Origin of the sequence: Streptomyces sp. NPDC102467, from assembly GCF_044765445.1 — a bacterium.
GTDB lineage: Bacteria > Actinomycetota > Actinomycetes > Streptomycetales > Streptomycetaceae > Streptomyces.
The window spans coordinates 201725-225894 of record NZ_JBIWKA010000008.1 but is presented as its reverse complement, the minus strand read 5'-3'; the positions used below and the strand labels follow the sequence as shown (position 1 = coordinate 225894).

The following is a 24170-nucleotide window of genomic DNA, read 5'->3' as shown; positions in this document are numbered from 1 at the left end:
CGACCCCTCCACCATTGCGCCGCCTGTGCACCGGATCGGACTGCCTGGTCGCAGCGGCCCGCGGTGTCGTGCGCCCATCATAGGAATGCGGCTCGCGCTGTGTGATGCACCAGGGGTGGTGAATCGGTGACGGGCGGCTGTTCACCACACTTTTCTCCCGAATTGGTGTGGACTTTTCCTCTCGTCCGAGAGGGTGGCGGCGGGGGGTGGGGCCGGTCAGCCCTGTCCCGGGGAGCGGGGCGGGCTGACCGTGGTACGCGGCGGGCGGCGCTGCGAGGAGGTCCGCACGATCAGTTCGGTCGGTATCACCTGCTCGACCGGCAGATCCGAATCGACCCCCTCGATGGCATCGATGAGCAGTTGGACGACGGCCGTGCCGATACGGCGCGGTTTGAGCGAAAGGGTGGTGATGGGCGGTTCGGTGGTGGCGTACACCGTGGACTCGCTGCAGCACACGAGCAGCAGGTCGTCCGGGACGCGCAGGCCGTAGCGGCGGGCCGCGGCGAGCAGGTCCGTGCCGTTGGGGTCGAAGAGGCCGTAGACCGCGTCGGGGCGGTCGGGCCGGGCGAGCAGCCGGTCGGCTGCGACGGCGCCCGCGCACGGGTCGTGCGCGGGATAGGACTCGTAGACCGGTTCCTGCCCGATCCGCTCGCACCAGCGCAGGTATGCGGAGGTGGAGAGGTGGGTGTACGTGTCCGTGGTGGTGCCGGTGAGCAGGCCGATGCGGCGCGCGCCGGCCTCGGCGAGGTGGTCGAGGATGCCGAGGACGGCGGCCTCGTGGTCGTTGTCGACCCAGGCGGTCACGGGCAGGGTGCCCGCGGGACGTCCGTCCGAGACGACGGGCAGGCCCTGGCGGACCAGCTCGCTGACGACCGGGTCGTGGTCGGAGGGGTCGATGACGACGGTGCCGTCGAGGGCGACGTTCGACCACACGTCGTGACGTGAGGTGGCGGGCAGGATGACAAGGGCGTAACCGCGGGCCAGCGCGGCCGAGGTCGCGGCTCTAGCCATCTCCGCGAAGTACGCGAACTCGGTGAAGGTGAAAGGTTCATCCCCGTATGTCGTCACTGTCAGGCCGATCAGGCCCGACTTGCCGGTACGGAGCGTGCGGGCGGCCGCGGAGGGGCGATAGCCCAACCGGTCGGCGACCTCGCGGACATGGCGTCGGGTGGCGTCCGGGAGCCGTCCCTTGCCGTTGAGCGCATCGGAGACAGTTGTGATCGAGACCCCGGCGGCTGCGGCAACATCTCTGATGCCTGCCCGGCTCGGCCGGGTGCCCTTGCGGGTCGTCTCCGCCCGGCTCACCTGGTGCTTCCCTGCTGCTGTCATGGCGAGCCGATAGTAGGGCTCATGCGGCTGCATGGCGGGGGTGCATATGCACGCGTTGACAGGCACGTTTCTGCAAGGTGAAAGGCCATCAGTACCCTTTGAAAGCAATGGAGTTGAGGGTTATCAGGGTGCTACGTCACGCGTCGGCGCGCATGGGCCTGCCAAGTCGGCGATGTTGCGAGTAGGTCTCAACTCACCTTCACGGGTGATGCGCGCCACGGCGCGAGCCACCGGCGCGCGCCAGGGAATGGAGCGCTCCCCCCTCCTCGTACGCCTTCACACGCCTGCGGGGACGGCGGAGGGGACCGGGCCATTGGGGCAGGCGGTCAATCCTCTTAAGGTGAGCAGTATTGGAACGGCGGCCACATAGGAGGACTGCGGTGAGCGAGACGAACCCCAAGCTGCGTGCGGAGCTGGCGGGGATCCCCGCCTACAAGCCGGGCAAGCCGGCGGCTGCGGCTGCCGGGGGCCCGGTGGCGTACAAGCTGTCCTCCAACGAGAACCCCTATCCCCCGCTGCCCGGCGTCATGGAGCAGGCGATCGCGGCGGCCGGGACCTTCAACCGCTACCCGGACATGGCCTGCACGGAGCTGATGAAGGAGCTGGCGGACCGCTTCGGGGTGCCTGCCTCGCATCTGGCCACGGGCACGGGTTCGGTGGGCGTCGCCCAGCAGCTGCTCCAGGCGACCAGCGGCCCGGGTGACGAGGTCATCTACGCGTGGCGGTCCTTCGAGGCGTACCCGATCATCACGCAGATCAGCGGTGCGACGTCGGTGCAGGTGCCGCTCACGCCCAGCGAGGACCACGATCTCGACGCGATGGCCGACGCGATCACCGATCGCACGCGCCTCATCTTCGTGTGCAACCCCAACAACCCCACGGGCAACGCCATTCACCGGGCCGAGCTGGAGCGGTTCCTCGACCGGGTGCCCTCCGACGTGCTGGTCGTGCTCGACGAGGCGTACCGGGAGTTCATCCGCGACGCCGAGGTGCCGGACGGCGTGCAGATCTACCGGGACCGGCCGAACGTGGCGGTGCTGCGGACCTTCTCGAAGGCGTACGGGCTCGCCGGGCTGCGGGTCGGGTTCGCCATCGCGCACGAGCCGGTGGCTGCGGCGCTGCGCAAGACGGCGGTCCCCTTCGGCGTCAGCCAGCTCGCGCAGGACGCGGCGGTGGCCTCGCTGCGCGCGGAGGACGAGCTGCTGGGCCGGGTCGGCTCGTTGGTGTCCGAGCGGACCCGGGTGGTCGAGGGCCTGCGGGCACAGGGCTGGACCGTGCCCGAGACACAGGCCAACTTCGTGTGGATGCGCCTGGGCGAGCGGACCATGGACTTCGCGGCCGCGTGCGAGGAGGCCGGGGTGGTCGTGCGGCCGTTCGCCGGCGACGGGATGCGGGCCACGATCGGTGAGACCGAGGCCAACGACATCTTCCTGCAGGCGGCGGAGGCCTTCCGCAAGGAGCTCTGAGCCTGCCTCCGGCTCCGCGGGGCCACCGGGCAGAACTGCACAGGCTCGCGAGACGGCACTCGTCGTCTCGCGAGCCTCACGCGTTTCCGGGGCCCTTCGCGCGGCTCCCTTCGCGCGGCCCTCTGTGGTGTTGCTCGCAGTATGGGACCCCCCTTCGGATCCCGACCGCCCGTACGACATAATGCTTGTGAATGTGAACGCGTTCACAAGCGCGTCCCGGTTTCTCCCAAGATCAGTGGGATTTACGGGGCAAACTGCCGCTGTGACCACGGCGACGTAAGGAGATGACGCAGTGGACCTGGCTCTGGCGCCGGAGACCCTGGCGCGATGGCAGTTCGGCATCACCACCGTCTACCACTTCCTCTTCATCCCTCTGACGATCTCCCTCGCGGCGCTGACCGCCGGGTTGCAGACCGCCTGGGTGCGCACGGAGAAGGAGAAGTACCTCAGGGCCACCAAGTTCTGGGGGAAGCTGTTCCTGATCAACATCGCGATGGGTGTCGTCACCGGCATCGTGCAGGAGTTCCAGTTCGGTATGAACTGGTCTGACTACTCCCGTTTCGTCGGTGACATCTTCGGAGCGCCGCTGGCCTTCGAGGCGCTGATCGCGTTCTTCTTCGAGTCCACCTTCATCGGCCTGTGGATCTTCGGCTGGGACAAGCTGCCGAAGAAGATCCACCTGGCCTGCATCTGGATGGTCTCGATCGGCACGATCCTGTCCGCGTACTTCATCCTCGCGGCCAACTCCTGGATGCAGCACCCGGTCGGCTTCAGGTACAACAAGGCCACCGGCAGGGCAGAGCTCACCGACTTCTGGGCCGTGCTGACGCAGAACACGGCGCTCACCCAGGCCTTCCATACGCTCTCCGCCTCGTTCCTCACCGGCGGCGCGTTCATGGTCGCCATCGCGGGATTCCACCTGGCGCGCAAGAAGCACATCACGACGATGAAGACCTCGCTGCGGCTCGGGCTGATCACCGTCGTCATCGCCGGTCTGCTCACCGCGATCAGCGGCGACCAGCTCGGCAAGGTGATGTTCAAGCAGCAGCCGATGAAGATGGCCGCGGCCGAGGCGCTGTGGGACGGCCAGGACTCGGCACCGTTCTCGATCTTCGCCTACGGAGATGTGAGCAAGGGCCACAACTCCGTCGAGCTCTCGGTCCCCGGAATACTGTCCTTCCTCGCCGACGACAACTTCACCTCGCACATCCCCGGCATCAACGACACCAACAAGGCCGAGCAGGAGAAGTACGGGCCCGGTGACTACCGGCCGATCATTCCCGTCACCTTCTGGGCCTTCCGCTGGATGATCGGTTTCGGGATGGCGTCCTTCGGCATCGGTCTGCTCGGACTCTGGCTCACCCGCAAGAAGTTCATGCTGCCGCAAGCCTTGCGGACAGGTGAGGACGAAGCGCCGAACCTGGTGCTCTTCAAGAACAAGGCCCTCAGCCCGAAGTTCACGAAGCTCTACTGGATCGTCGCCCTGTGGACCATCGGCTTCCCGTTGATCGCCAACTCCTGGGGCTGGATCTTCACCGAGATGGGCCGTCAGCCGTGGGTCGTCTACGGCGTCCTGCAGACCCGGGACGCGGTCTCCCCCAGTGTTTCGCAGGGTGAGGTGCTCGCCTCGCTGATCGTCTTCACCCTGCTGTACGCGGTGCTCGCCGTCATCGAGGTCAAGTTGCTGGTCAAGTACGTCAAGGCCGGGCCGCCCGAGCTCACCGACGACGATCTCAACCCGCCCACCAAGATCGGCGGCGACCGGGATGCCGACAAGCCGATGGCCTTCTCCTACTGAGGCCCAGGGAGCGCTCAAGTCATGGAACTCCACGACGTCTGGTTCGTACTCATCGCGGTCCTGTGGATCGGCTACTTCTTCCTGGAGGGCTTCGACTTCGGGATCGGCATCCTCACCAAACTGCTGGCCCGTGACCGCACCGAGCGGCGCGTACTGATCAACACGATCGGGCCCGTCTGGGACGGCAACGAGGTGTGGCTGCTCACGGCCGGCGGCGCGACCTTCGCCGCCTTCCCCGAGTGGTACGCGACGCTCTTCTCCGGCTTCTACCTGCCGCTGCTGATCATCCTGGTCTGCCTCATCGTGCGCGGTGTCGCCTTCGAGTACCGCTCGAAGCGGCCCGAGCAGAAATGGCAGACCAACTGGGAGCACGCGATCTTCTGGACCTCGCTGATCCCGGCGGTGCTGTGGGGCGTGGCCTTCGGGAACATCGTGCGCGGCGTGAAGATCGACAAGAACTTCGAGTACGTCGGCACCTTCTGGGACCTCTTCAACCCGTACGCGATCCTGGGCGGCCTGGTCACCCTGACCCTGTTCACCTTCCACGGTGCGGTGTTCGCCTCGCTCAAGACGCTCGGCGACATCCGGACGCGGGCGCGGAAAATGGCGTTGACGCTCGGTCTGGTGACCGCGGTGCTGGCCCTCGTATTCCTGATCTGGACCCAGGCCGACAAGGGGGACGGCGGCTCGCTCATCGCGATGATCGTGGCCGTGGTCGCGCTCGTCGGGGCGATCGTCGCCATCAAGGTGGGACGTGAGGGCTGGTCGTTCGCGCTGTCCGGCATCACCATCGCGGCCGCCGTCGCGATGCTCTTCCTGACGCTGTTCCCGAACGTCATGCCGTCGTCGCTCAACCCGGAATGGAACCTCACGGTCTCCAACGCCTCGTCGAGCCCGTACACCCTGAAGATCATGACGTGGCTCGCGGCGATCGCGACGCCGCTCGTGCTGCTCTACCAGTCGTGGACCTACTGGGTGTTCCGCAAGCGGATCGGCACGAAGCACATCGCCGCCGACGCCACGCACTGAAGCTGATCTGCATGCCTACGTACCTACGCGCCTACGTGAGGGTGTGTTTCACGTGAAACCGATCGACCAGCGTCTGCTCCGGTACGCCCGGGCCACCCGCCTCTTCCTGTTGGCGGTGGTCGTCCTCGGCGCCGCCGGGGCGGGCCTGGTCGTGGCCCAGGCCATGCTCATCGCCGAAGTGGTGGTGGGCGCCTTCCAGCACGGCTTCGACGTGGGGCGGCTGACCACTCCGCTGCTGCTGTTGGCGCTGGTCGCGGCCGGGCGCGCCCTGGTGTCCTGGCTGACCGAACTGGCCGCGCACCGGGCGAGCGCGGCGGTCAAGTCGGAGCTTCGGGGACGGCTGCTGGAGCGGGCGTCGCAGCTCGGCCCCGGCTGGCTGAGCGGGCAGCGCACCGGTTCGCTGGTCGCCCTCGCGACGCGCGGCGTGGACGCGCTCGACGACTACTTCTCGCGTTATCTGCCGCAGTTGGGGCTCGCGGTGGTGGTTCCGGTGGCGGTGCTCGCCCGCGTCGTCACCGAGGACTGGGTGTCAGCGGCGATCATCGTCGGCACGCTCCCCCTCATCCCGATCTTCATGATGCTCATCGGCTGGGCCACCCAGTCCCGGATGGACCGCCAATGGCGTCTGCTGTCCCGGCTTTCGGGGCACTTCCTGGACGTGGTCGCGGGCCTGCCGACCCTGAAGGTGTTCGGCCGGGCCAAGGCACAGGCCGAGTCCATCCGCACGATCACCGGCGACTACCGCAGGGCGACGATGCGCACCCTGCGGATCGCCTTCCTGTCGTCCTTCGCGCTGGAACTGCTCGCGACCCTGTCGGTCGCCCTGGTCGCCGTCACCATCGGCATGCGGCTCGTGCACGGCGACATGGACCTCTACGTGGGCCTGGTGATCCTCGTGCTCGCGCCCGAGGCGTATCTGCCGCTGCGGCAGGTCGGTGCGCAGTTCCACGCGGCGGCCGAGGGCCTTGCCGCCGCGGAGGAGATCTTCGCCGTACTGGAGACACCGCTGCCCGAGTCCGGCGCTGGGCCGGTCCCTTCGGCCGGTGGCATCGGGTTTGAATCCGTTTCTGTCCGCTATGAAGGACGGGTCGAGGATGCCGTCTCTGATGTCTCCTTCGAAGTCGCCGACGGGGAGACAGTCGCCCTCGTCGGGCCGAGCGGGGCGGGCAAGTCGACGCTTCTGAGCGCCCTGTTGGGGTTCGTACGTCCCTGTAGCGGCCGGGTTCTCGTCGGCGGCGCCGATCTCGCCGAGACCTCGCGGGAGGCGTGGCACGCGCGCGTGGCGTGGGTTCCGCAGCGGCCGCAGCTGTACGCCGGGTCGATCGCGGACAACGTACGCCTCGCCCGGCCCGACGCCGACGACGCGGCGGTGCTGGCGGCCCTGCGGGAGGCCGGGGCGCTGGAGTTCGTCGAGGCACTGCCCGGCGGCGTACGTACCGAACTCGGCGAGGACGGGGCAGGGCTCTCGGCCGGGCAGCGGCAGCGGCTCGCGCTGGCCCGGGCGTTCCTCGCCGACCGGCCCGTCGTGCTGCTCGACGAGCCGACGGCCGCGCTGGACGGCGAGACCGAGGCAGGCATCGTCGAGGCGGTGCGCAGGCTGGCCGTGGGCCGCACCGTGGTGCTGGTCGTGCACCGGCCGGCCCTCCTTGCTGTGGCCGACCGCGTCGTGCGGCTGGAGGCTCCCGGCACGGACCGGCTGCCGCACCAGCGTGCTGCCACGGCGCCGGGCCTGTCCGCACCGGGTCCGGTCGTCGCCGCCCTCGCGGCGGCCCAGACGCAGGACGCGCCCGCGGACCGGCGGCATGTCCTCACCCGCCTTCGGGCCGCGGCGCGCCCGCGCCGCTCGCGACTGGCTCTCGCGCTGTTGCTCGGGGCGCTCGCGCTCGGCAGCTCGGTCGGCCTGATGGCGACCAGCGGGTGGCTGATCTCGCGGGCCGCGCAGCAGCCGCCGGTGCTGTACCTGATGGTCGCGGTGACGGCCACGCGCGCGTTCGGCATCGGCCGGGCCTGCTTCCGGTACGCGGAGAGGCTGGTGTCGCACGACGCCGTGCTGCGGATGCTGGCCGACACCCGGGTCGCCGTCTACCGGCGCCTGGAGCGCCTCGCGCCCGCCGGGCTGCGTACGACGCGCCGCGGCGACCTGCTCTCCCGGCTCGTCGCCGACGTGGACGCCCTCCAGGACTACTGGCTGCGCTGGCTGCTGCCCGCCTCCGTCGCGGCACTTGTAGGCGTGGGTTCCGTGGCATTCACCGCATGGATGTTGCCCGCGGCCGGTGTCGTGCTCGCCGTTGGGCTGCTGCTCGCCGGGGTCGGTGTCCCGCTGCTGTCCGGTGCGGTGGCCCGCCGGGCGGAAGGGAAACTCGCTCCCGCGCGCGGAGTGCTTGCCACCCGCGCGGCCGAACTGCTCACCGGGACGGCGGAGCTGACCGTCGCCGGCGCGCTTCCCCGGCGTACGAAGGAAGCGAAGGACGCCGACTCGGTGCTGACCCGGATCGCGTCCCGCGCGGCCACCGCGACCGCGCTCGGCGACGGCCTCACCGCGCTGATCACCGGCCTGACCGTGGCGGGTGCCGCACTAGTCGGGGTGCAGGGCGTCCGCGCCGGACAGCTCGACGGGGTGACCATGGCGGTCGTCGTCCTGACACCGCTCGCCGCGTTCGAAGCGGTGCTCGGGCTGCCGCTCGCCGTGCAGTACCGGCAGCGGGTTCACAAGAGCGCCGAGCGCGTCTACGAGGTCCTGGACGCCCCCGAACCCGTACGGGAGCCCGAACGGCCCGCACCGGCGCCGCAGGACCCCTTCCCGCTCGTCGTGCGGGGCCTCACCGCCCGGTACGAGGGGCAGACGCGGGACGCGCTCGGCGGGGTCGACCTGACGCTGGAGCGCGGCCGCAGGATCGCCGTCGTCGGGCCCTCCGGGTCGGGCAAGACCACGCTCGCCCAGGTGTTGCTGCGCTTCCTCGATGCGGACGCCGGGACGTACACGCTCGGCGGGACCGACGCGTACGCCCTCGAAGGCGATGCCGTACGACGTCTGGTCGGGCTGTGCGCCCAGGACGCGCACCTCTTCGACAGCAGCGTCCGCGAGAACCTGCTGCTCGCCAAGAAGGACGCCACTGAAGGCGAATTGCGGGACGCGCTCGACCGTGTACGCCTCCTGGAGTGGGCGGACGCGCTGCCCGACGGGCTCGACACCCTGGTGGGTGAGCACGCCGCGCGGCTGTCTGGCGGGCAGCGGCAGCGGCTCGCGCTGGCCCGTGCACTCCTCGCCGACTTCCCCGTCCTGGTCCTGGACGAGCCCGCCGAGCACCTCGACCTGGAGACGGCGGACGCGCTCACCGCGGACCTGCTGGATGCGACCCAGGGGCGTACGACGGTGCTCATCACGCACCGGATCACCGGTCTGGACGCCGTCGACGAGGTGCTCGTGCTCGACGGCGGGCGGGTCGCCCAGCGCGGCTCGTACGGGGAGCTGATTGCTGTGGAGGGGCCGTTGCGGGAGTTGCGGGAGCGGGAAGGCGCGGCGGAGTTGCTGGTCGGCTCCGGTGGACGCCGGTGATCGCGGCTGCCGGTGATCGCGGGCGTGCGGCACCGGTAACCCCGACTTTCCTCGCCAAATGGGACTAACTAGTCTCGGGGGCATGGCAGCACCCTTGGAGCCCGCCGCTCCGGACCCGGCCGCGTCCACCGCGAACTCCGTGGAGGCGACGACCCAGAGCACCCGCAGCCTCCACGGGCTGTCGACGGAGCTGACCGCGCGGGTGCCGCAGCTCCTGGAAGCGATGCGTTCCGTCGGCACCGGCCCGGAGCTGCACTCCACGCTCGACCGGATCTGCGAGACCGCCGCCGAGCTGGCGGACGCCACGTACGCGGCGATCGGTGTCATCGCCGAGGACGGCGCCGGGCTCTCGGACTTCGTCTACTACGGCATCGACGACGAGACCGCGCTGCGCATCGGACGGCTGCCCGACGGGCACCGGGGACTGCTCGGCGCGCTCATCCATGACCCCGAACCGATGCGCCTGGCGAACCTCGCGGACGACCCGCGCTCGTGCGGATTTCCTGCGCACCATCCGCCGATGCGGACGTTTCTCGGCGTCCCCATCCGCGTACAGGGAGAGATCTTCGGAAACCTCTACCTCACGGAGAAGCACGGGGGCGGCGAGTTCAACGACTACGACCTGAACATGGTCCGGGTGCTCGCTACGGAGGCGGGCATCGCGATCGGCAACGCGCGCCTCTACGAAGCGGCCAAACAGCGCGAGCGGTGGATCGACGGGTCCGTGGCCGTGACGACCGCGCTGCTGTCGGGCGGCGACGCCGAGGACGCGCTGCAAGTGGTCGCCGAACAGGCCCGCCAGCTCTCGGAGTCGGCGGCCGGCATAGTGCTGCTGCCGGACGAGGAGGGAGGCATGGAGATCGTCGCCGTCGCCTCGGACGGGCCTTCCAGCGCACTGGGCGTGATCATCCCGCCGGAGAGCGAGATCGTCTCCGAACTCCTCGCCGGTGAAGCCGTTTTCATCGACGACACGGCCACCGACCCGCGCGTGATGACCGATCTCGCGCGGGACTACGGCCCGGCCATGCTGCTGCCCCTGCAGAGCGACGGACGCGTACTGGGGACATTGGTGACGCCCCGCGCGCGTGGAGGGCGGCCCTTCACGGAGGGGGAGCGCACCCTCGCCACGCAGTTCGCCTCGCAGGCGGCGCTCGCGCTGATGATGGCCGAGGCGCAGCGCGACCGGGAGCGGCTCGCCGTCTTCGAGGACCGCGACCGTATCGCCCGCGACCTGCACGACCTCGTCATCCAGCGACTGTTCGCCACCGGGATGATGCTGGAGACGGCCCAACGCCGGTCCGTGGTGCCCGAGGTGCAGACCGGTATCGGCAAGTCCGTCGACGAGCTGGACGTCACGATCCAGGAGATCCGTACGGCCATCTTCGCGCTCCAGCAGGGACCGACGGAGGCACCGTCGGGCCTGCGCACGCGCGTGCTGCGGGAAGTCAACATGGCCGCTGTGCCACTCGGCTTCAAGCCCTCGTACCGTTTCCTGGGGGCGGTCGACGCTGTGGTGGGCGAACTCGCCGGCAAGAACCTCATCGCGGCCCTGCGGGAGGCCCTCTCGAACGCGTTCCGGCATGCGGGCGCCTCGCGGATCGACGTCGTCGTGGACGCGACCGTGCTCCTGCCGGACGGCTCGCAGGGCGTCCGGCTGACGGTCGCCGACGACGGCGTGGGTATCCCCGAGGGCGGCCGGCGCAGCGGTCTGAAGAACCTCAAGAGGCGGGCCGAGTCGCTCGGTGGCGACAGTTGGTACGGACCCGGCATCGGGGACGACGGGGGTGGCACGACGGTGGTCTGGCAGGCGCCCTACTGAGCGGGCCGAGCCGACGCCGTACCTGAGTCGGCGGTACGTTCCTGCGCCGTACGGGGCAAGCGTTCCCCCGGCCGTACGAATCCCGCAGGAGGGCGGCCGCACGGCGGGCAACGATCCGGGGCATGCGCCAACGACCTCGCCGCTCCCTAGTCGTCCCGGCGCTGCTGTGCGCACTCCTCGTACTCGGCGGCCCGCCCACGCTCTCCCGGGGCGCGGAGGGCCCCGAGGCCAGTGCCGAAGTAGCGCGCCTCTTTGAGGAGGCGTCAGCGGCGACACAGCGCTACGAAGCGGGGCGTAGAGCCGTCGGCGTACAGAAGGCGAAGGCGCGGAAGACGGAGCGGCTGCTCGCCAGGGAGCGGCGTGAGATCACCGTGCTCCACAACGACCTCGGCCGCATCGCCCGCGCGCAGTACCGCAGCGGCGGCGACATCCCGTTCACGGCGCAGATGCTCCTCTCCGCCGAGCCCGAAGAGCTCATGCACGGCCAACGTGCCGTCTGGCAGGCCGACCTGGCGCTGAACAATGCCGTGGGCAAGAGTCGGCGCGCCGAGAAGAAACTTGCGGAGGGGCAGCGCGGAGCGAGCGCCCAATGGCACTCCCTGCAAGCGCGCAACGTGCAACTCGCCCAACTGAAGAAGAGCATCGCGAGCAAGCTCGCACAGGCACAGGGGGAACTGCAGGACGAGGCCGACCGGTCGGTGACGGCCGGGCAGTGCCGTGGCGCAGTACGCCTCGAACAGCCGAAATTCCACGCCACGCGCGCGTGGGTGCCCCCTGTGCGGAGGTACGAGCTGTCCGCGGGCTTCGACAGTGCGGGCGAGCACTGGGCGCACCGGCACACCGGACAGGACTTCGCGGTCGACATCGGCACGCCCGTGCGGGCGGCCGGCGCGGGGCGCGTCGTGAGTGTGTCCTGCGGCGGGGCCTTCGGCATCGAGGTCGTCGTGCGGCACCCGGGCGGCTACTACACGCAGTACGCGCACCTCGCGGCCGTCACCGTCGAACAGGGCGAGAGGCTACGGACGGGACAGTGGCTCGGGCAGTCGGGGACCACGGGCAACTCGACGGGGCCGCACCTGCACTTCGAGGTGCGGCTCACGCGGTACCTGGGGTCCGGGGTGGACCCGGTGAAGTGGTTCGCCGAGCGGGGCGTACGGCTGTAGTGCAGTGACGCCCGCTGTAGTTCAGCGGGCGGCCAGGATGTCCTCGATGACGCGGGCCACGCCGTCCTCGTTGTTGGTCGCCGTGACGCCGGTCGCCGCGGTCACCAGGCCGGGGTGCGCGTTTCCCATCGCATAGGAAGCGCCCGCCCAGGCGAGCATCTCCATGTCGTTGGGCATGTCTCCGAAGGCGACCACTTCGGCAGGAGAGATGCCGCGCTCCGCGCAGCACAGTTCGAGCGTGCTCGCCTTGGAGACGTTCCGGCCGCTGATCTCCAGGAGGGCGCTCGGGCTGGAGCGCGTGATGGCCGCCAGGTCACCGACGGCGGCGCGGGCCAGGGTCAGGAACTCGTCGGGGCCGAGCTCCGGGTGGAACGCGAGGACCTTCAGGACCGGCTGGTCCGCCACAGCGGTCCCCTGGCAGTCGGCGGCGAGCAGCTTCTCGGCGGCCGCGACGCTCTCCCCGGGTTCGAGGTGCAGCGGCGGGTACGTCGGCTCGTGGTGCAGGCCGCCCGTCCGCTCGACCGCGAACGACGTGCCGGGGGCCGCCGCGCGCAGGACCCGTACGACGTCGAGCGCGTCCGGGACCGCCAGTTCCCGGATCTTGACGAAGCGGTGGTTGCCGGGGCCGCCGTGCAGGTCCACGACGGCGGCGCCGTTGCCACAGATGGCCAGACCGTGACCGTGCACATGATCGCTGACGACGTCCATCCAGCGGGCCGGGCGGCCCGTCACGAAGAAGACCTCGATGCCGGCCTCCTCCGCGGCGGCCAGTGCGGCGACCGTCCGGGGAGAAACGGTTTTGTCGTCGTGCAGCAGCGTGCCGTCGAGGTCCGTGGCGATCAGCCGTGGCGCGGGGGCGGAGGGGGCCGGGGTCCGGGGCCCAGGAGTCGGTGAGGTCACCGCCCTATCGTCGCGCACCTGTGCGCACGGGCGTGCGGCGGGGCGCACAGATGAGTGCGCTACTGGCGCATGCGCCCCGCCTGGCCCGTGCCGTCGCCCGCCGCGATTCAGCCGAGTTGGGCGAGGGCCTCGGTCGCGATGGTTTCGAAGATCTTCTGGTCGGCCGCGAAGTCGGTGTCGGCGATCGGCCAGTGCACGACGATCTCGGTGAAGCCCAGCTCCCGGTGGGTGCCCGCGAAGTCCACGAAGGCGTCGACGGACTCCAGCGGGCGACCGCGATCCGGGGTGAATCCGGTGAGCAGGACCTTGTCGATCTCCGCCACGTCGCGGCCGATGGCATCGCACGCCGCGGCCAGTTTCCCGACCTGACCGCGAATGGCCTGAATCGATTCCTCCGGGGTCCCCGATGCGTACAGCTTCGGGTCGCCGGTCGTCACCCATGCCTGCCCGTGGCGGGCGGCCAGCTTGAGGCCACGCGGCCCGGTCGCGGCCACCGCGAAGGGCAGCCGGGGGCGTTGCACACAGCCCGGGATGTTCTGGGCGCCGCCCGCCGAGTAGAACGTGCCGTCGTACGAGACGGTGTCCTCGGTGAGCAACCGGTCGAGCAGGGGGACGAACTCGGCGAAGCGGTCCGCCCGTTCGCGCGGGGTCCACGCTTCCTGGTCGCCGCGCGCGAGGGCGCTCGCGTCGAAGCCGGTGCCGCCCGCGCCGATGCCGAGCGTGACCCGGCCACCCGAGATGTCGTCGAGCGAGATCAGTTCCTTGGCGAGGGTGACCGGGTGCCGGAAGTTCGGCGAGGTCACGAGGGTGCCCAGGCGCAGCCGCTCCGTGACACCCGCCGCGGCGGTCAGCGTCGGGACCGCGCCGAACCATGGTCCGTCGCGGAACGGCACGCGCCAGGACAGGTGGTCGTACGTGTACGCGGTGTGAAAGCCCAGTTCCTCGGCGCGCACCCATGCCTCACGGGCGCCCTCGTGCCAGCGGCGGTAGGGCAGGATCACGGTGCTCAGACGGAGCGGGGTCTGGGACGCGGGGGCCTTGTCGGTCATGCCCGTGAGCGTATGCGGAGCGCTCCGCCCCTGCTCGGGGTGGTGAGGAGCGGGGCGGGCCGGGGGCGGCCGACGGGGCCGGGATCGGGTGCCGCGCGGTCAGGAGGCGTCCGCCGCCATGACCGTGTGCCGCAGGAGCAGAGCCGTCGTGACGGGGCCGACGCCGCCGGGAACTGGAGTGAGGGCCCCGGCCGTTGACATCACGGACGGGTCGACATCGCCGACGAGGCCGCCGTCGTCGGTCGGGTTGGTACCCACGTCGATGACGGTCGCGCCGGGGCGGACGTGTGCGGCGGTGATCAGCCCGGGGCGGCCCACGGCGGCGACGAGTACGTCCGCGGTGGAGGTGATCGCGGCCAGGTCCGTGGTGCGCGAGTGGCAGACGGTCACGGTGGCGTGGCGGTCGAGCAGGAGGTGGGCGGCGGGTTTTCCGACGACGGTGGAGCGGCCGACGACCGCGACGTGCCGACCGTGCAGTGCGACCCCGTGATGGTCGAGCAGGGCGACCACGGCCTCGGCCGTGGCCGGGGCGAAAGCCGGCAGGCCGGACGCCAGGCGGCCGAGCGAGAGCGGATTGGCGCCGTCCACGTCCTTGGCCGGGACGATGGCGGAGGCCAGATCCTCCAGGTGCGCGCCCTGCGGCAGCGGGGTCTGCAGGATGATCCCGTGTACATCCGGGTCGGCACTCAGCTCCATGAGGCGGGCGCGGACGTCTTCGGCAGGGGCGTCGTCGCCCAGGTCGGCGACGGTGCAGCGTAGTCCTGCCTTCGCCGCCGCGCGGGCGATGGAGCGGACGTACCAGGCACTGGATTCGTCGGAGGTGGCGGTGACGACGGTGAGATGGGGGCGTGTGCCGCGGGCGGTCAGGTCCGCGGCGTGGGTCGCGGTCGCCTGGCGGAGAGCACCGGCGAGTTCCTTGCCGTAGAGGAGTGTGGCGGTCATGTGCGGGCTCCTGGAAGGTGCGGGGCTTGGGAGGAGTCTCAACCGACGAAGGGTGTTGAACCGGTGACGGGGGCTGGACCGGCGAAGGGTCTCAACCGACGAAGGGGTCTGATCGGCGAAGGGGTCTGGACCGACGAAGGGATCCGACCGGCCAAGGGGAGTCTCAACCGGCGGGAGGGAGTCTCAATCGGCGATCTGTCGCCGGACGTCCGACGTCACCCGCTCGGCGCGGGACGCGACGGCGTCCACGTCCGCGATCGCCGCGCGCAGAGCGTCCCGCGTCGACTCGTCCTTGATCCCGGCCAGATTGACCTCGACGTTCACACGCGCCGTGGCGACCGCGGCCCGAGCAGCCTCGGCCGCGGCGGCGACGTCAGTGCTGACATTGCGGTTGCTCAACGGCAGGATCTCCTCGGCCAGTTCGACAAGGCGTGTGGCGAGGGCGATCACGCGGGCGGGCACGTCGGCGGCGCCCCGCAGTGCGGTGGCGATGGCGGCGGATCGCTTCTCCTTCTCCGCGTCCGAGGTCCGTGGCAGCTTGTACGCGTCGGTGACCGCGGTGAACGCCTCCGCGTCGTCCTGCGCCGACTGCACCGCGGTGGCGCGCAGCCGGTCCGTCTCGGCCGTGATGCGGGCGATGGGCTCGGCGTGCGCGGCGTACTTCTCGCCGGTGCTGTAGCGCGCCACCATGCCGAGGAGCGCGGCGGCCTGGGCGGCGTGCAGCGCGGCGCTCGCGCCTCCGCCGGGCGCCGGTACGCGGGCGGCAAGGCCGGTCAGGAAAGCGTCGATGGTCACGTCGCGCATGGGCGCGGGCCTTTCGATCGGCGTCGGCGGATACCGCCATCCTTCCACCGCAGACCGGCAGTTGGCGCCCCGAATCAGCGCACGCGGGCGCTCAGCCACGGTGTGAGGCCGATCATCGGCAGGAACTCTTTGTACGTACGGTCGCCGGGCAGCGGTACGACGAGGCGGTATCCGGGCGGGAAGCGCTTGCCGCGGACATGGGCGAGACCGCTGTAGCAGGACCGCAGGAACGGGATCACCTCGTCACGCGGTACGTCGTGGAATGCGACGCCCTCGACCGTGATGAGCGCGTCATCCTCGGGAAAGAGCCGCACGTCGATCCGCGGGGAACCGCCCAGTTCCACATAGGCCTCGTGGGGCAGCGAGCCGTCGGGGTCGGTGATCGCGCCGATCGCGGAGGCAGTGCGGCGGGAGGTCCGGTCCGCGCCGATGTCGTGCGTGACCTCGATCTCCAGGTTGAACTCGCGGGCAGTCACACGCAGCGCGGCGACGGCCGCCTCGGTCGTGGGCAGGTGCACGGGATCCATACCGCCCGATCATGCCTCAGAGCGTCTCGCCCTGATCGGTCTCAGTCGCGAAAGCGCAGGTAGCGCGGGGGAACGGCGGCGGTGAGCCAGACGTCGTTGGCGCTCACACGGAAGGTGTGGCCGTCGCGGTGCATCGCCCCCGCGTCGACCGACAACACGAGGGGCCGGCCGCGCCGGGCACCGACCCGGGTGGCGGTCCCACGGTCCGCCGACAGGTGCACGTCGTGCCGGCTCATCGGCCGAAGGCCCTCGGCGCGGATCGCGTCGAGGAAGCGGGCGACCGTGCCGTGGTAGAGAAACGCCGGCGGCTGCTCGGCCGGCAGACCCAGATCGACCTCGACCGTGTGGCCCTGGCTGGCGCGGATACGGGTGCCGTCGACAGCGAAGCGCCGCTTGTCGTTCTCCGCGACCGCCTGGTCCAGCTCGGCCCGGCTGACACGGAAGCCGTGCGCGGCCGCCGCGGCGAGCAGCTCGTCGATCTCGACCCAGCCCGCCTCGTCGAGCGTCAGCCCGATGCGGTCCGGCTGATGTCGCAGATGCTTCGAGAGGTACTTCGACACCTTGACGGTGCGTTGCTCGTTCATGGCGCCAGGGTGCCCGGGAGGGTACCCGTCGTGCACGCAGATTTCTTCCGCGGAAGCGCTCTCGGATGTTTGATCCACAGCCAAATAGTGTTATCCACAGGCTACTTGACGATTCTGTGGACAACTCTCAGGCAGAATAACCCTTTTGGTCAACAGGGGGCGTTGCGTTGCGTTTTGAGGCTAGTGCGTCCAATGCTCGTGCTTGTACCTCGCGTTCTGCCGCGGCGGCGACGAACGCGGAGACGCTGTCCGGACCAACCAGAGTGCGAACAGCCCGCATTGTGTCCGCCGGTATGGCCACGGATTGCGGCTCGTTCGACGGAGCCGCGACCGGGCCGTCCGCGAGGTGACGGTGGAGGTGCTTCGTGGCGAACAGGCGCATAGCCCGAGCCAGTTCGGCATCGACCGACTGCTGCGCGAGAGGTCGTAGGCGGCGTACAAGCGACGCGGCTTCGGCGGCTTCTGTGTCGGTCGGCGGGTACGGGCCGAGATAACGGGCGAACACATGCTCGGTCGTGAACTCCAGGAAACGAGCGGCTATATGTTCGATCTGGCCCCTCAACTCCCGTAGATGGCCGGAGATCGCGGGCAGCGGCACGCCCGCCGCGTACAACTCCACGGCTACGGCGAGCTCTTGAGGGCTCGGGACAAGGAACTCGTCGTCCTTCCCAGGGACGCGCTCGAGCACGCCGAGCTCGACCGCGTCCTGCACAGCGGCCTCGTCGGGGTGGCCGCCGAACCGCTCGTCCAGCTCCGCGCGCGTGATGCGGCCGGCCCGCTCGTCCGTCCAGGGGCCGTCCACCTCGGCGACCAGGCCGAGCACGCCGCCGAGGCCGCGGCCCGCGTCCCAGGCCTCCAGGAGTTCCTTGATGGACGCCAGGGTGTAGCCGCGGTCGAGCAGGTCGGCGATCTGGCGCAGCCGGGACAGATGCGCGGCCGTGTAGACATTGGCCCGGCCGCGGCGCTCGGGCCGCGGCAACAGCCCACGGTCCTGGTAGGCGCGGATCGTGCGGACCGTGGCACCGCTCTGGTGGGCCAGATCCTCGATCCGGTACTCGGCGACCGACTGCTGCTCCGTCACACCCCACGCCCCTTGGCCGTTCCTGGTCGTCTCTGCGGAGGACCCGGGCCGCGACCCTGACCGCGCCCCTGACCGCTCACGCGGTGGCCGAGCGGTTGATCGCGCCCGCTGTGGCCCTGGCCGCGGGCGAGGCCGCCGGATACGCGACCGCCTTGCGCGGCGAGCCCTCCTGCGAGGGATGGTACGACCGACGCGGGTAGCGGGGTATGGCCGCGCCCAGCTCCCGAGAGGCGGGCAGCAGCCCCTTGCGGACGGCCCCCTGTGTGGCACTCGGCTGCAGTGGCGGCGACTCCCGGTCGAAGGGGACGCGGCGCGGGGTGAGCGTGTGGTGCCCTGGGCTCTCCTCGGTGTCGTACGTGCCGTCTTCCGTGCTCACAACGGGGGTTCCATCCGTGCGATCGCGCGCAGGGCCCTGGGCGCGAAGCGGGACATGAGGCGGGCGCCGCGGGCCTCGGGGGTGACCGGAACGACCGCCTTGTTGTGCGCGACGGCGCTCAGGATCGCGTCGGCAACCTTCTCCGGCGGATAGTTGCGCAGGCCGTACAGGCGGGAGGACTTCTTCTGGCGGCGCTTCTCCTCTTCGGCGTCGACCCCGGCGAAGCGGGCCGTCGCCGTGATGTTCGTGTTGACCAGGCCGGGGCAGATCGCGGAGACGCCGATGCCCTGCCCCGCCAGCTCGGCGCGCAGGCACTCGCTCAGCATGAGAACCGCGGCCTTGGAGGTGGAGTAGGCGGGGAGCACCTTCGAGGGTTGGTACGCGGCCGCGGAAGCGGTGTTGACGATGTGGCCGCCTTGTCCGCGCTCGGCCATCTGCTTGCCGAAGAGGCGGCAGCCGTGGATGACGCCCCACAGGTTCACGTCGAGGACCTTCTTCCAGTCCTCCGGAGTGGTGTCGAAGAACGACCCCGACAGGCCTATCCCCGCGTTGTTCACCAGTACGTCGACGATGCCGTACTCGGCGGCGACCTTCTCCGCGAGCTTCTCCATGGCCTGCGCGTCGGTGACGTCGACAGTCTCCGCCCACGCCTGGGGCGCCCCGATGAGCTGGGCCATCTCGGCGGTGCGGGCCGCGCTCTCGGCGTCCCTGTCGACGGCGATCACGCGCGCGCCGGCCTCGGCGAACGCGAACGTGGTGGCCCGCCCGATGCCGCTGCCCGCGCCGGTGACCAGGACGAGCTGGCCGCCGAACCGGTCCGCGTACTTGCCGTCGGCCGTCGTGCGGGGAGCGGGCACGCCCGCCTGCTGCTCCTCGTGCGCCGTGACGAACTCACTGATCCAGGCGGTGAGCTGGTCGGGCCGGGTGCGTGGAACCCAGTGCTTGGCGGGCAGCGTCCGGCGGGTCGACTGGGGCGCCCACCGTTCGAGCTCGTCGTAGAGCCGGGGGGAGAGGAAGGCGTCCCCGAGGGGGGTGATGAGCTGCACGGGCGCGTGCGCGTACGCGTCGTCGCGCGGCCGGCGCAGCCTCGCCCGCACGTTGTCCCGGTACAGCCATGCTCCGTGCGCCGCGTCGGAGGGGAGCGACGCGGTCGGGTAGTCGCCCGCAGGGACCTTCTCCACGCGCTCCAGGATCTTGGGCCAGCGCTTGCCGAGCGGCCCGCGCCAGGCCAGCTCCGGAAGGACCGGTGTGTGCAGCATGTAGACGTACCAGGATTTGGCGCCCTGCCCGAGCAACTGCCCCACCTTGCGGGGCGTGGGCCGCTTCATACGGTGCTTGATCCAGTGCCCGAAGTGGTCGAGCGAGGGGCCGGACATCGAGGTGAAGGACGCGATGCGGCCCTCGGTGCGCTTGACCGTGGTGAATTCCCACGACTGCACCGAACCCCAGTCGTGGCCCACCAGGTGGACGGGCCTGTCGGGGCTCACGGCGTCGATGACCGCCACGAAGTCGTCGGTCAGTTTCTCCAGGGTGAAGCCGCCGCGCAGCGGGGTCGGTGGCGTGGAACGGCCGTGCCCGCGGACGTCGTAGAGCACGACGTGGAAGCGGTCCGCGAGGCGCGTGGCGACGTCCGACCAGACCTCCTTGGAGTCCGGGTAGCCGTGTACGAGGACGACGGTCGGCCGCGCCGTGTCGCCCAGTTCGACGACGCACAGCTCGATTCCGCCTGTGCGCACCCAGCGCTCGTGCGCGCCGTGGATCTTCGTGAGGTCCGTCATCAGATGCCTTCCGCCCAGCGCCGCACGTGCGGCAGATCGTCGTCCAGCCAGAACGCGCTCTCTTCGGGATCCTTGGAGTCGGTGACGACGAGGATCTCCTCGAACTTGGCGCCCGTACCGCGGAATCCGAGGTGTGGCTCCACCGCCCACAGGCCGGGCTGTGGGGGGTGGTCGGAGAACCGGTAGGGGGACCACAGCGGCGACCAGCCGTCCCGGTGCCCGTGCAGCGCGTCGCTCGCGAGGCCCTTCAGCGACTGTGTACCGAAGCCGAACAGGGTGGGATTGAGCCGCCGCTCCTTGACCCGGTCGACCTTGTGCGCGATGACGCCGAAGGGGTACGCGCGATGCCGGTTCGCATAGCCCTGGCGGACCATCAGCCGGTCGATGTCCTCGTAGATCTCCCGCAGCGAGCGGCGCTCGCGCACCTTGCGCAGGAGGAGCTCGCGGTGTGCCGCCAGGTCCGAAAGCAGCTTGTCGTGGAGGGGGTTGAGGCCGAGGCAGCCGGAGTACCCGATGTCCGCCGTGAAGCCCTTGTGGACGGGGGCCATGTCGAGGATGAACGGCATCCCCGCCTCGAGCTCGCGGTTCGTGGGGAAGAACTGCAGCGGTATCCGAAAGTTCGCGAACGCCGTGCGGTCCCCGAACCAGGCGAACGGCAGATGGAACCAGTCCCGCACGCCGCGCTCGCGCAGCCACTCCCGCTGCATCCGCGCCGCTTCTCGCTCGGTCACGCCGGGCTTCAGCTGCGCCGCCACCGCTTCCGCGCACTCGTACGCGAGCGTCTGGACCTCTCTGAACCCGCGCAGCTCCGCGGAGAGTTCCCGTACCACTGCTGTGGTCATGCCACCGTCCGTCCCGGTCACGGCCGCCCGTGACCGGGTCGTCGCCGTACGCGCTCGTAACTTGACACTGATGAATGTGACAATGCCTGACGGCGGCGTCAAGGGGCCTGCCGCAGACTGTGGAAAACGTCCGTGATGTGCACAGAGTCGGCACCGGGACGAGTGAGGGTTCCGGGCGCGAGGAGCTACTCAGGGTGGACCCCTAGGGTCCCGTAATACTCAGGTCTCATATGAGGTCGAGCCTCTGGTCTGACGAATCGGTGTGGCTTGCGCCACTACGGTCGAACCGTGACTGTGATCGCGACCGAAAGCCTGAGCAAGCGGTTCCCCCGGGTGACCGCGCTTGACCGGCTGACCATGGATATCGGGCCCGGGGTGACCGGACTCGTCGGAGCCAATGGAGCCGGCAAGTCCACCATGATCAAGATCCTGCTGGGTCTTTCCCCCGCCACGGAGGGCCGGGCCGAAGTGCTCGGCCTCGACGTCGCGACCAAGGGCGGTGAGATCCGCGAGCGGGTGGGGTACATGCCCGAGCACGACTGTCTGCCGCCCGACGTCTCGGCCACCGAGTTCGTCGTCCATATGGCGCGCATGTCGGGGCTGCCGCCCACCGCCGCCCGCGAGCGCACCGCCGACACGCTGCGCCACGTCGGCCTCTACGAAGAGCGTTACCGCCCCATCGGCGGCTACTCGACGGGCATGAAGCAGCGCGTGAAGCTGGCCCAAGCCCTGGTCCACGACCCGCAGTTGGTGTTCCTGGACGAACCGACGAACGGCCTCGACCCGGTCGGCCGCGACGACATGCTCGACCTCATCCGCCGCGTCCACACGGACTTCGGCATCTCCGTCCTGGTCACGTCGCACCTGCTCGGCGAGCTCGAGCGCACCTGCGACCACGTCGTCGTCATCGACGGCGGCAAGCTGCTGCGCTCCAGTTCCACCACCGACTTCACCCAGAGCACGGCGATCCTCGCGATCGAGGTCACCGACAGCGACGAACACCCCGACGGGACCAGCGCGCTGCGCGAGGCGTTCAGCCGGCGCGGCATCGAGACGACCACCGGCGGCGAGCTGCCCGGCGCGGGCCACACGGTGCTGCTCACCGCACAGGGCGAGGAGACGTACGACATCGTCCGCGACGTCGTCGCGGACCTCGGCCTCGGCCTGGTCCGGATGGAGCAGCGCAGGCACCACATCGCGGAGGTCTTCCGCCCCACCGACCAGCAGGACGAGTCGCAGCAGGAGCAGATCTCCGAGCGCACGGCCGCCTGGGCGGCCACCGCCGCCCCACAGCAGACGGGAGGCTCGCGCGATGACCACTGAGCCCATGGCCACGGACCGTGCGTCCACCCAGATCCACAACATCGGCTACCGCCACTACGACGGACCGCGCCTGGGCCGCGCGTACGCGCGGCGCTCGCTGTTCTCGCAGAGCCTGCGCGGCGCGTACGGGCTCGGCCGCTCGGCCAAATCCAAAGTGCTGCCGATGCTGCTCTTCGTAGTGATGTGCGTCCCCGCGCTGATCATGGTCGCGGTCGCCGTCGCCACCAAGGCGAAGGACCTGCCCCTCGACTACACGCGCTACGCGATCGTCCTCCAGGCGGTGATCGGCCTCTATGTGGCGTCGCAGGCGCCCCAGGCCGTCTCCCGTGATCTTCGCTTCAAGACGGTGCCGCTGTACTTCTCGCGCCCCATCGAGCGCGTCGACTACGTAGCCGCGAAATACGCCGCTATGGCGTCGGCCCTGTTCATCCTCACGGCAGCCCCGCTGCTCGTCCTCTACGTAGGCTCTCTGCTCGCCAAGCTGGACTTCACCGAGCAGACCAAGGGATTCGCCCAAGGACTGGTTTCCGTGGTGCTGCTGTCGCTGCTCTTCGCCGGGATCGGACTCGTCGTCTCCGCCGTCACCCCGCGCCGCGGCTTCGGTATCGCCGCTGTCATCGCCGTCCTGACCATCTCCTACGGTGCCGTCTCCACGGTCCAGGCGATCGCCTACACGCAGGACAACGGGAGCGCGGTGTCCTGGCTCGGCCTGTTCTCGCCGATCACGCTCATCGACGGCGTACAGACCGCCTTCCTGGGTGCCACGTCCGCCTTCCCCGGCACGGACGGCCCCTCCGCCGGCCAGGGCGTGGTCTACCTGCTCGTCGTCCTCGGGCTCATCGCCGGCTCCTACGGGCTGCTGATGCGCCGCTACCGGAAGGTCGGACTGTGACCACGATCAACATCGACCACGTCTCGCGCTGGTTCGGCAACGTCGTGGCGGTCAACGACGTCACGATGAACATCGGCCCCGGCGTGACCGGCCTGCTCGGTCCGAACGGGGCGGGTAAGTCCACGCTCATCAACATGATGGGCGGCTTCCTGGCCCCCTCGAACGGTTCGGTGACGCTCGACGGGCAGCCGATCTGGCGCAACGAACAGATCTACCGCCACATCGGCATCGTCCCCGAGCGCGAGGCGATGTACGACTTCCTCACGGGACAGGAATTCGTCGTCGCCAACGCCGAGTTGCAGGGCCTCGGCAAGAAGGAGGCCCAGAAGGCGCTCGCCACGGTCGAGATGGAGTACGCGCAGGACCGCAAGATCTCGACGTACTCCAAGGGCATGCGGCAGCGCGTGAAGATGGCGTCCGCGCTCGTCCACGAGCCGTCCGTGCTGCTCCTGGATGAGCCGTTCAACGGCATGGACCCGCGCCAGCGCATGCAGCTCATGGACCTCTTGCGGCGCATGGGAGGCGAGGGGCGCACCGTGCTCTTCTCCTCGCACATCCTTGAAGAGGTTGAGCAACTCGCCTCGCACATCGAGGTGATCGTCGCCGGGCGGCACGCTGCCAGCGGCGACTTCCGCAAGATCCGCCGCCTGATGACCGACCGCCCGCACCGCTACCTGATCCGCTCCAGCGACGACCGGGCCCTGGCCGCGGCGCTGATCGCGGACCCCTCGACAGCGGGCATCGAAGTCGACCTGAAGGAAGGCGCGCTGCGCATCCAGGCCGTCGACTTCGGACGGTTCACGACGCTGCTGCCGACGGTCGCGCGGGCGCACGGCATCCGCCTGCTCACGGTCTCGCCGTCCGACGAATCGCTCGAGTCCGTCTTCTCGTATCTCGTCGCGGCGTAGGAGG

The 24170-nt window shown here is 70.1% G+C and carries 19 protein-coding genes and 1 pseudogene; 9 read left to right on the top strand and 11 right to left on the bottom strand.

Features of this window, described 5'->3' with window-relative positions; translation table 11 throughout:
- Window positions 1–216: 216 nt before the first annotated feature.
- The gene (locus ACIREE_RS18705) at window positions 217–1329 is read right to left on the bottom strand and encodes a LacI family DNA-binding transcriptional regulator (RefSeq protein ID WP_404152819.1); all 1113 of its coding nucleotides are present in this window, start codon (window positions 1327–1329) and stop codon (window positions 217–219) included.
- A gap of 380 nt (window positions 1330–1709) precedes the next feature.
- Here ACIREE_RS18705 and hisC point away from each other — a divergent pair, with 380 nt between their 5' ends.
- The 6 genes from hisC (at window position 1710) to ACIREE_RS18675 (ending at window position 12160) form a co-directional block, all read left to right on the top strand.
- Window positions 1710–2795, top strand: coding sequence for a histidinol-phosphate transaminase (gene hisC / locus ACIREE_RS18700; protein WP_404152816.1), 1086 nt, complete (start codon window positions 1710–1712; stop codon window positions 2793–2795).
- Between the two features lie 292 nt (window positions 2796–3087).
- Complete coding sequence (locus ACIREE_RS18695; protein ID WP_404152814.1) at window positions 3088–4593, top strand: cytochrome ubiquinol oxidase subunit I; 1506 nt, start codon at window positions 3088–3090, stop codon at window positions 4591–4593.
- Window positions 4594–4614: 21 nt separating this feature from the next.
- Window positions 4615–5622 (top strand): cytochrome d ubiquinol oxidase subunit II, encoded by a 1008-nt coding sequence (cydB, locus tag ACIREE_RS18690; RefSeq protein ID WP_404152811.1) that lies wholly within the window; start codon window positions 4615–4617, stop codon window positions 5620–5622.
- Window positions 5623–5674: 52 nt separating this feature from the next.
- Window positions 5675–9178, top strand: coding sequence for a thiol reductant ABC exporter subunit CydD (cydD, locus tag ACIREE_RS18685; RefSeq protein ID WP_404152809.1), 3504 nt, complete (start codon window positions 5675–5677; stop codon window positions 9176–9178).
- 82 nt (window positions 9179–9260) lie between these two features.
- Window positions 9261–10997: a GAF domain-containing sensor histidine kinase gene (locus ACIREE_RS18680; protein ID WP_404152807.1), complete on the top strand. Its 1737-nt coding sequence runs from the start codon at window positions 9261–9263 to the stop codon at window positions 10995–10997.
- A 122-nt stretch (window positions 10998–11119) separates the two neighbouring features.
- The gene (locus ACIREE_RS18675) at window positions 11120–12160 is read left to right on the top strand and encodes a M23 family metallopeptidase (RefSeq protein ID WP_404152805.1); all 1041 of its coding nucleotides are present in this window, start codon (window positions 11120–11122) and stop codon (window positions 12158–12160) included.
- A 21-nt stretch (window positions 12161–12181) separates the two neighbouring features.
- Here ACIREE_RS18675 and ACIREE_RS18670 read toward each other — a convergent pair whose 3' ends face one another.
- From ACIREE_RS18670 to ACIREE_RS18625, 10 genes and pseudogenes are all read right to left on the bottom strand, one after another.
- Entirely contained in the window at window positions 12182–13060 is an 879-nt protein-coding gene (locus ACIREE_RS18670) for an HAD hydrolase family protein (RefSeq protein ID WP_404152803.1), read from the bottom strand.
- 107 nt (window positions 13061–13167) lie between these two features.
- Entirely contained in the window at window positions 13168–14109 is a 942-nt protein-coding gene (locus ACIREE_RS18665) for an LLM class flavin-dependent oxidoreductase (protein WP_404152800.1), read from the bottom strand.
- Between the two features lie 99 nt (window positions 14110–14208).
- Window positions 14209–15051 (bottom strand): bifunctional 5,10-methylenetetrahydrofolate dehydrogenase/5,10-methenyltetrahydrofolate cyclohydrolase, encoded by an 843-nt coding sequence (locus tag ACIREE_RS18660; protein ID WP_404152797.1) that lies wholly within the window; start codon window positions 15049–15051, stop codon window positions 14209–14211.
- 183 nt (window positions 15052–15234) lie between these two features.
- Entirely contained in the window at window positions 15235–15855 is a 621-nt protein-coding gene (locus tag ACIREE_RS18655) for a cyclodeaminase/cyclohydrolase family protein (protein ID WP_404152794.1), read from the bottom strand.
- Between the two features lie 74 nt (window positions 15856–15929).
- Entirely contained in the window at window positions 15930–16382 is a 453-nt protein-coding gene (locus ACIREE_RS18650; protein WP_404152790.1) for a hypothetical protein, read from the bottom strand.
- A 41-nt stretch (window positions 16383–16423) separates the two neighbouring features.
- Window positions 16424–16966 carry an RNA 2'-phosphotransferase gene (locus ACIREE_RS18645; protein WP_404152788.1) on the bottom strand — a complete coding sequence of 181 codons (543 nt, stop codon included), beginning with the start codon at window positions 16964–16966 and terminating at the stop codon, window positions 16424–16426.
- A 127-nt stretch (window positions 16967–17093) separates the two neighbouring features.
- Window positions 17094–18047 (bottom strand): MerR family transcriptional regulator, encoded by a 954-nt coding sequence (locus tag ACIREE_RS18640; RefSeq protein ID WP_404152786.1) that lies wholly within the window; start codon window positions 18045–18047, stop codon window positions 17094–17096.
- A gap of 76 nt (window positions 18048–18123) precedes the next feature.
- A pseudogene (locus ACIREE_RS18635) lies at window positions 18124–18303 on the bottom strand (metal-dependent hydrolase); the annotation flags it as partial.
- 116 nt (window positions 18304–18419) lie between these two features.
- Window positions 18420–20201 (bottom strand): SDR family oxidoreductase, encoded by a 1782-nt coding sequence (locus ACIREE_RS18630; protein WP_404152785.1) that lies wholly within the window; start codon window positions 20199–20201, stop codon window positions 18420–18422.
- Window positions 20201–21043 carry a M24 family metallopeptidase gene (locus tag ACIREE_RS18625; RefSeq protein WP_404152783.1) on the bottom strand — a complete coding sequence of 281 codons (843 nt, stop codon included), beginning with the start codon at window positions 21041–21043 and terminating at the stop codon, window positions 20201–20203. The genes ACIREE_RS18630 and ACIREE_RS18625 overlap by 1 nt, the downstream gene beginning before the upstream one ends.
- A gap of 294 nt (window positions 21044–21337) precedes the next feature.
- Between ACIREE_RS18625 and ACIREE_RS18620 the strand changes: the two genes are divergently transcribed.
- Genes ACIREE_RS18620 through ACIREE_RS18610 form a run of 3 tightly spaced genes read left to right on the top strand, consistent with a single transcriptional unit; the run spans window position 21338 to window position 24166 of the window.
- On the top strand, window positions 21338–22366 hold the full coding sequence (locus ACIREE_RS18620; protein ID WP_404153325.1) for an ABC transporter ATP-binding protein: 1029 nt from the start codon (window positions 21338–21340) through the stop codon (window positions 22364–22366).
- Entirely contained in the window at window positions 22356–23258 is a 903-nt protein-coding gene (locus ACIREE_RS18615) for an ABC transporter permease subunit (protein ID WP_404152781.1), read from the top strand. Before ACIREE_RS18620 ends, ACIREE_RS18615 begins: the two co-directional genes overlap by 11 nt.
- Window positions 23255–24166, top strand: a complete 912-nt coding sequence (locus ACIREE_RS18610; protein WP_404152778.1) for an ABC transporter ATP-binding protein — start codon at window positions 23255–23257, stop codon at window positions 24164–24166. The genes ACIREE_RS18615 and ACIREE_RS18610 overlap by 4 nt, the downstream gene beginning before the upstream one ends.
- Window positions 24167–24170 lie beyond the last annotated feature (4 nt).

Excerpts from the sequence above, each read along its gene's own strand:
- ACIREE_RS18705 (WP_404152819.1), bottom strand. The coding sequence starts at position 1,329 with ATGACAGCAGCAGGGAAGCACCAGGTGAGCCGGGCGGAGACGACCCGC.
- cydB (WP_404152811.1), top strand. The coding sequence starts at position 4,615 with ATGGAACTCCACGACGTCTGGTTCGTACTCATCGCGGTCCTGTGGATC.
- ACIREE_RS18680 (WP_404152807.1), top strand. The coding sequence starts at position 9,261 with ATGGCAGCACCCTTGGAGCCCGCCGCTCCGGACCCGGCCGCGTCCACC.
- ACIREE_RS18675 (WP_404152805.1), top strand. The coding sequence starts at position 11,120 with ATGCGCCAACGACCTCGCCGCTCCCTAGTCGTCCCGGCGCTGCTGTGC.
- ACIREE_RS18665 (WP_404152800.1), bottom strand. The coding sequence starts at position 14,109 with ATGACCGACAAGGCCCCCGCGTCCCAGACCCCGCTCCGTCTGAGCACC.
- ACIREE_RS18660 (WP_404152797.1), bottom strand. The coding sequence starts at position 15,051 with ATGACCGCCACACTCCTCTACGGCAAGGAACTCGCCGGTGCTCTCCGC.
- ACIREE_RS18655 (WP_404152794.1), bottom strand. The coding sequence starts at position 15,855 with ATGCGCGACGTGACCATCGACGCTTTCCTGACCGGCCTTGCCGCCCGC.
- ACIREE_RS18650 (WP_404152790.1), bottom strand. The coding sequence starts at position 16,382 with ATGGATCCCGTGCACCTGCCCACGACCGAGGCGGCCGTCGCCGCGCTG.
- ACIREE_RS18645 (WP_404152788.1), bottom strand. The coding sequence starts at position 16,966 with ATGAACGAGCAACGCACCGTCAAGGTGTCGAAGTACCTCTCGAAGCAT.
- ACIREE_RS18630 (WP_404152785.1), bottom strand. The coding sequence starts at position 20,201 with ATGACGGACCTCACGAAGATCCACGGCGCGCACGAGCGCTGGGTGCGC.
- ACIREE_RS18625 (WP_404152783.1), bottom strand. The coding sequence starts at position 21,043 with ATGACCACAGCAGTGGTACGGGAACTCTCCGCGGAGCTGCGCGGGTTC.
- ACIREE_RS18615 (WP_404152781.1), top strand. The coding sequence starts at position 22,356 with ATGACCACTGAGCCCATGGCCACGGACCGTGCGTCCACCCAGATCCAC.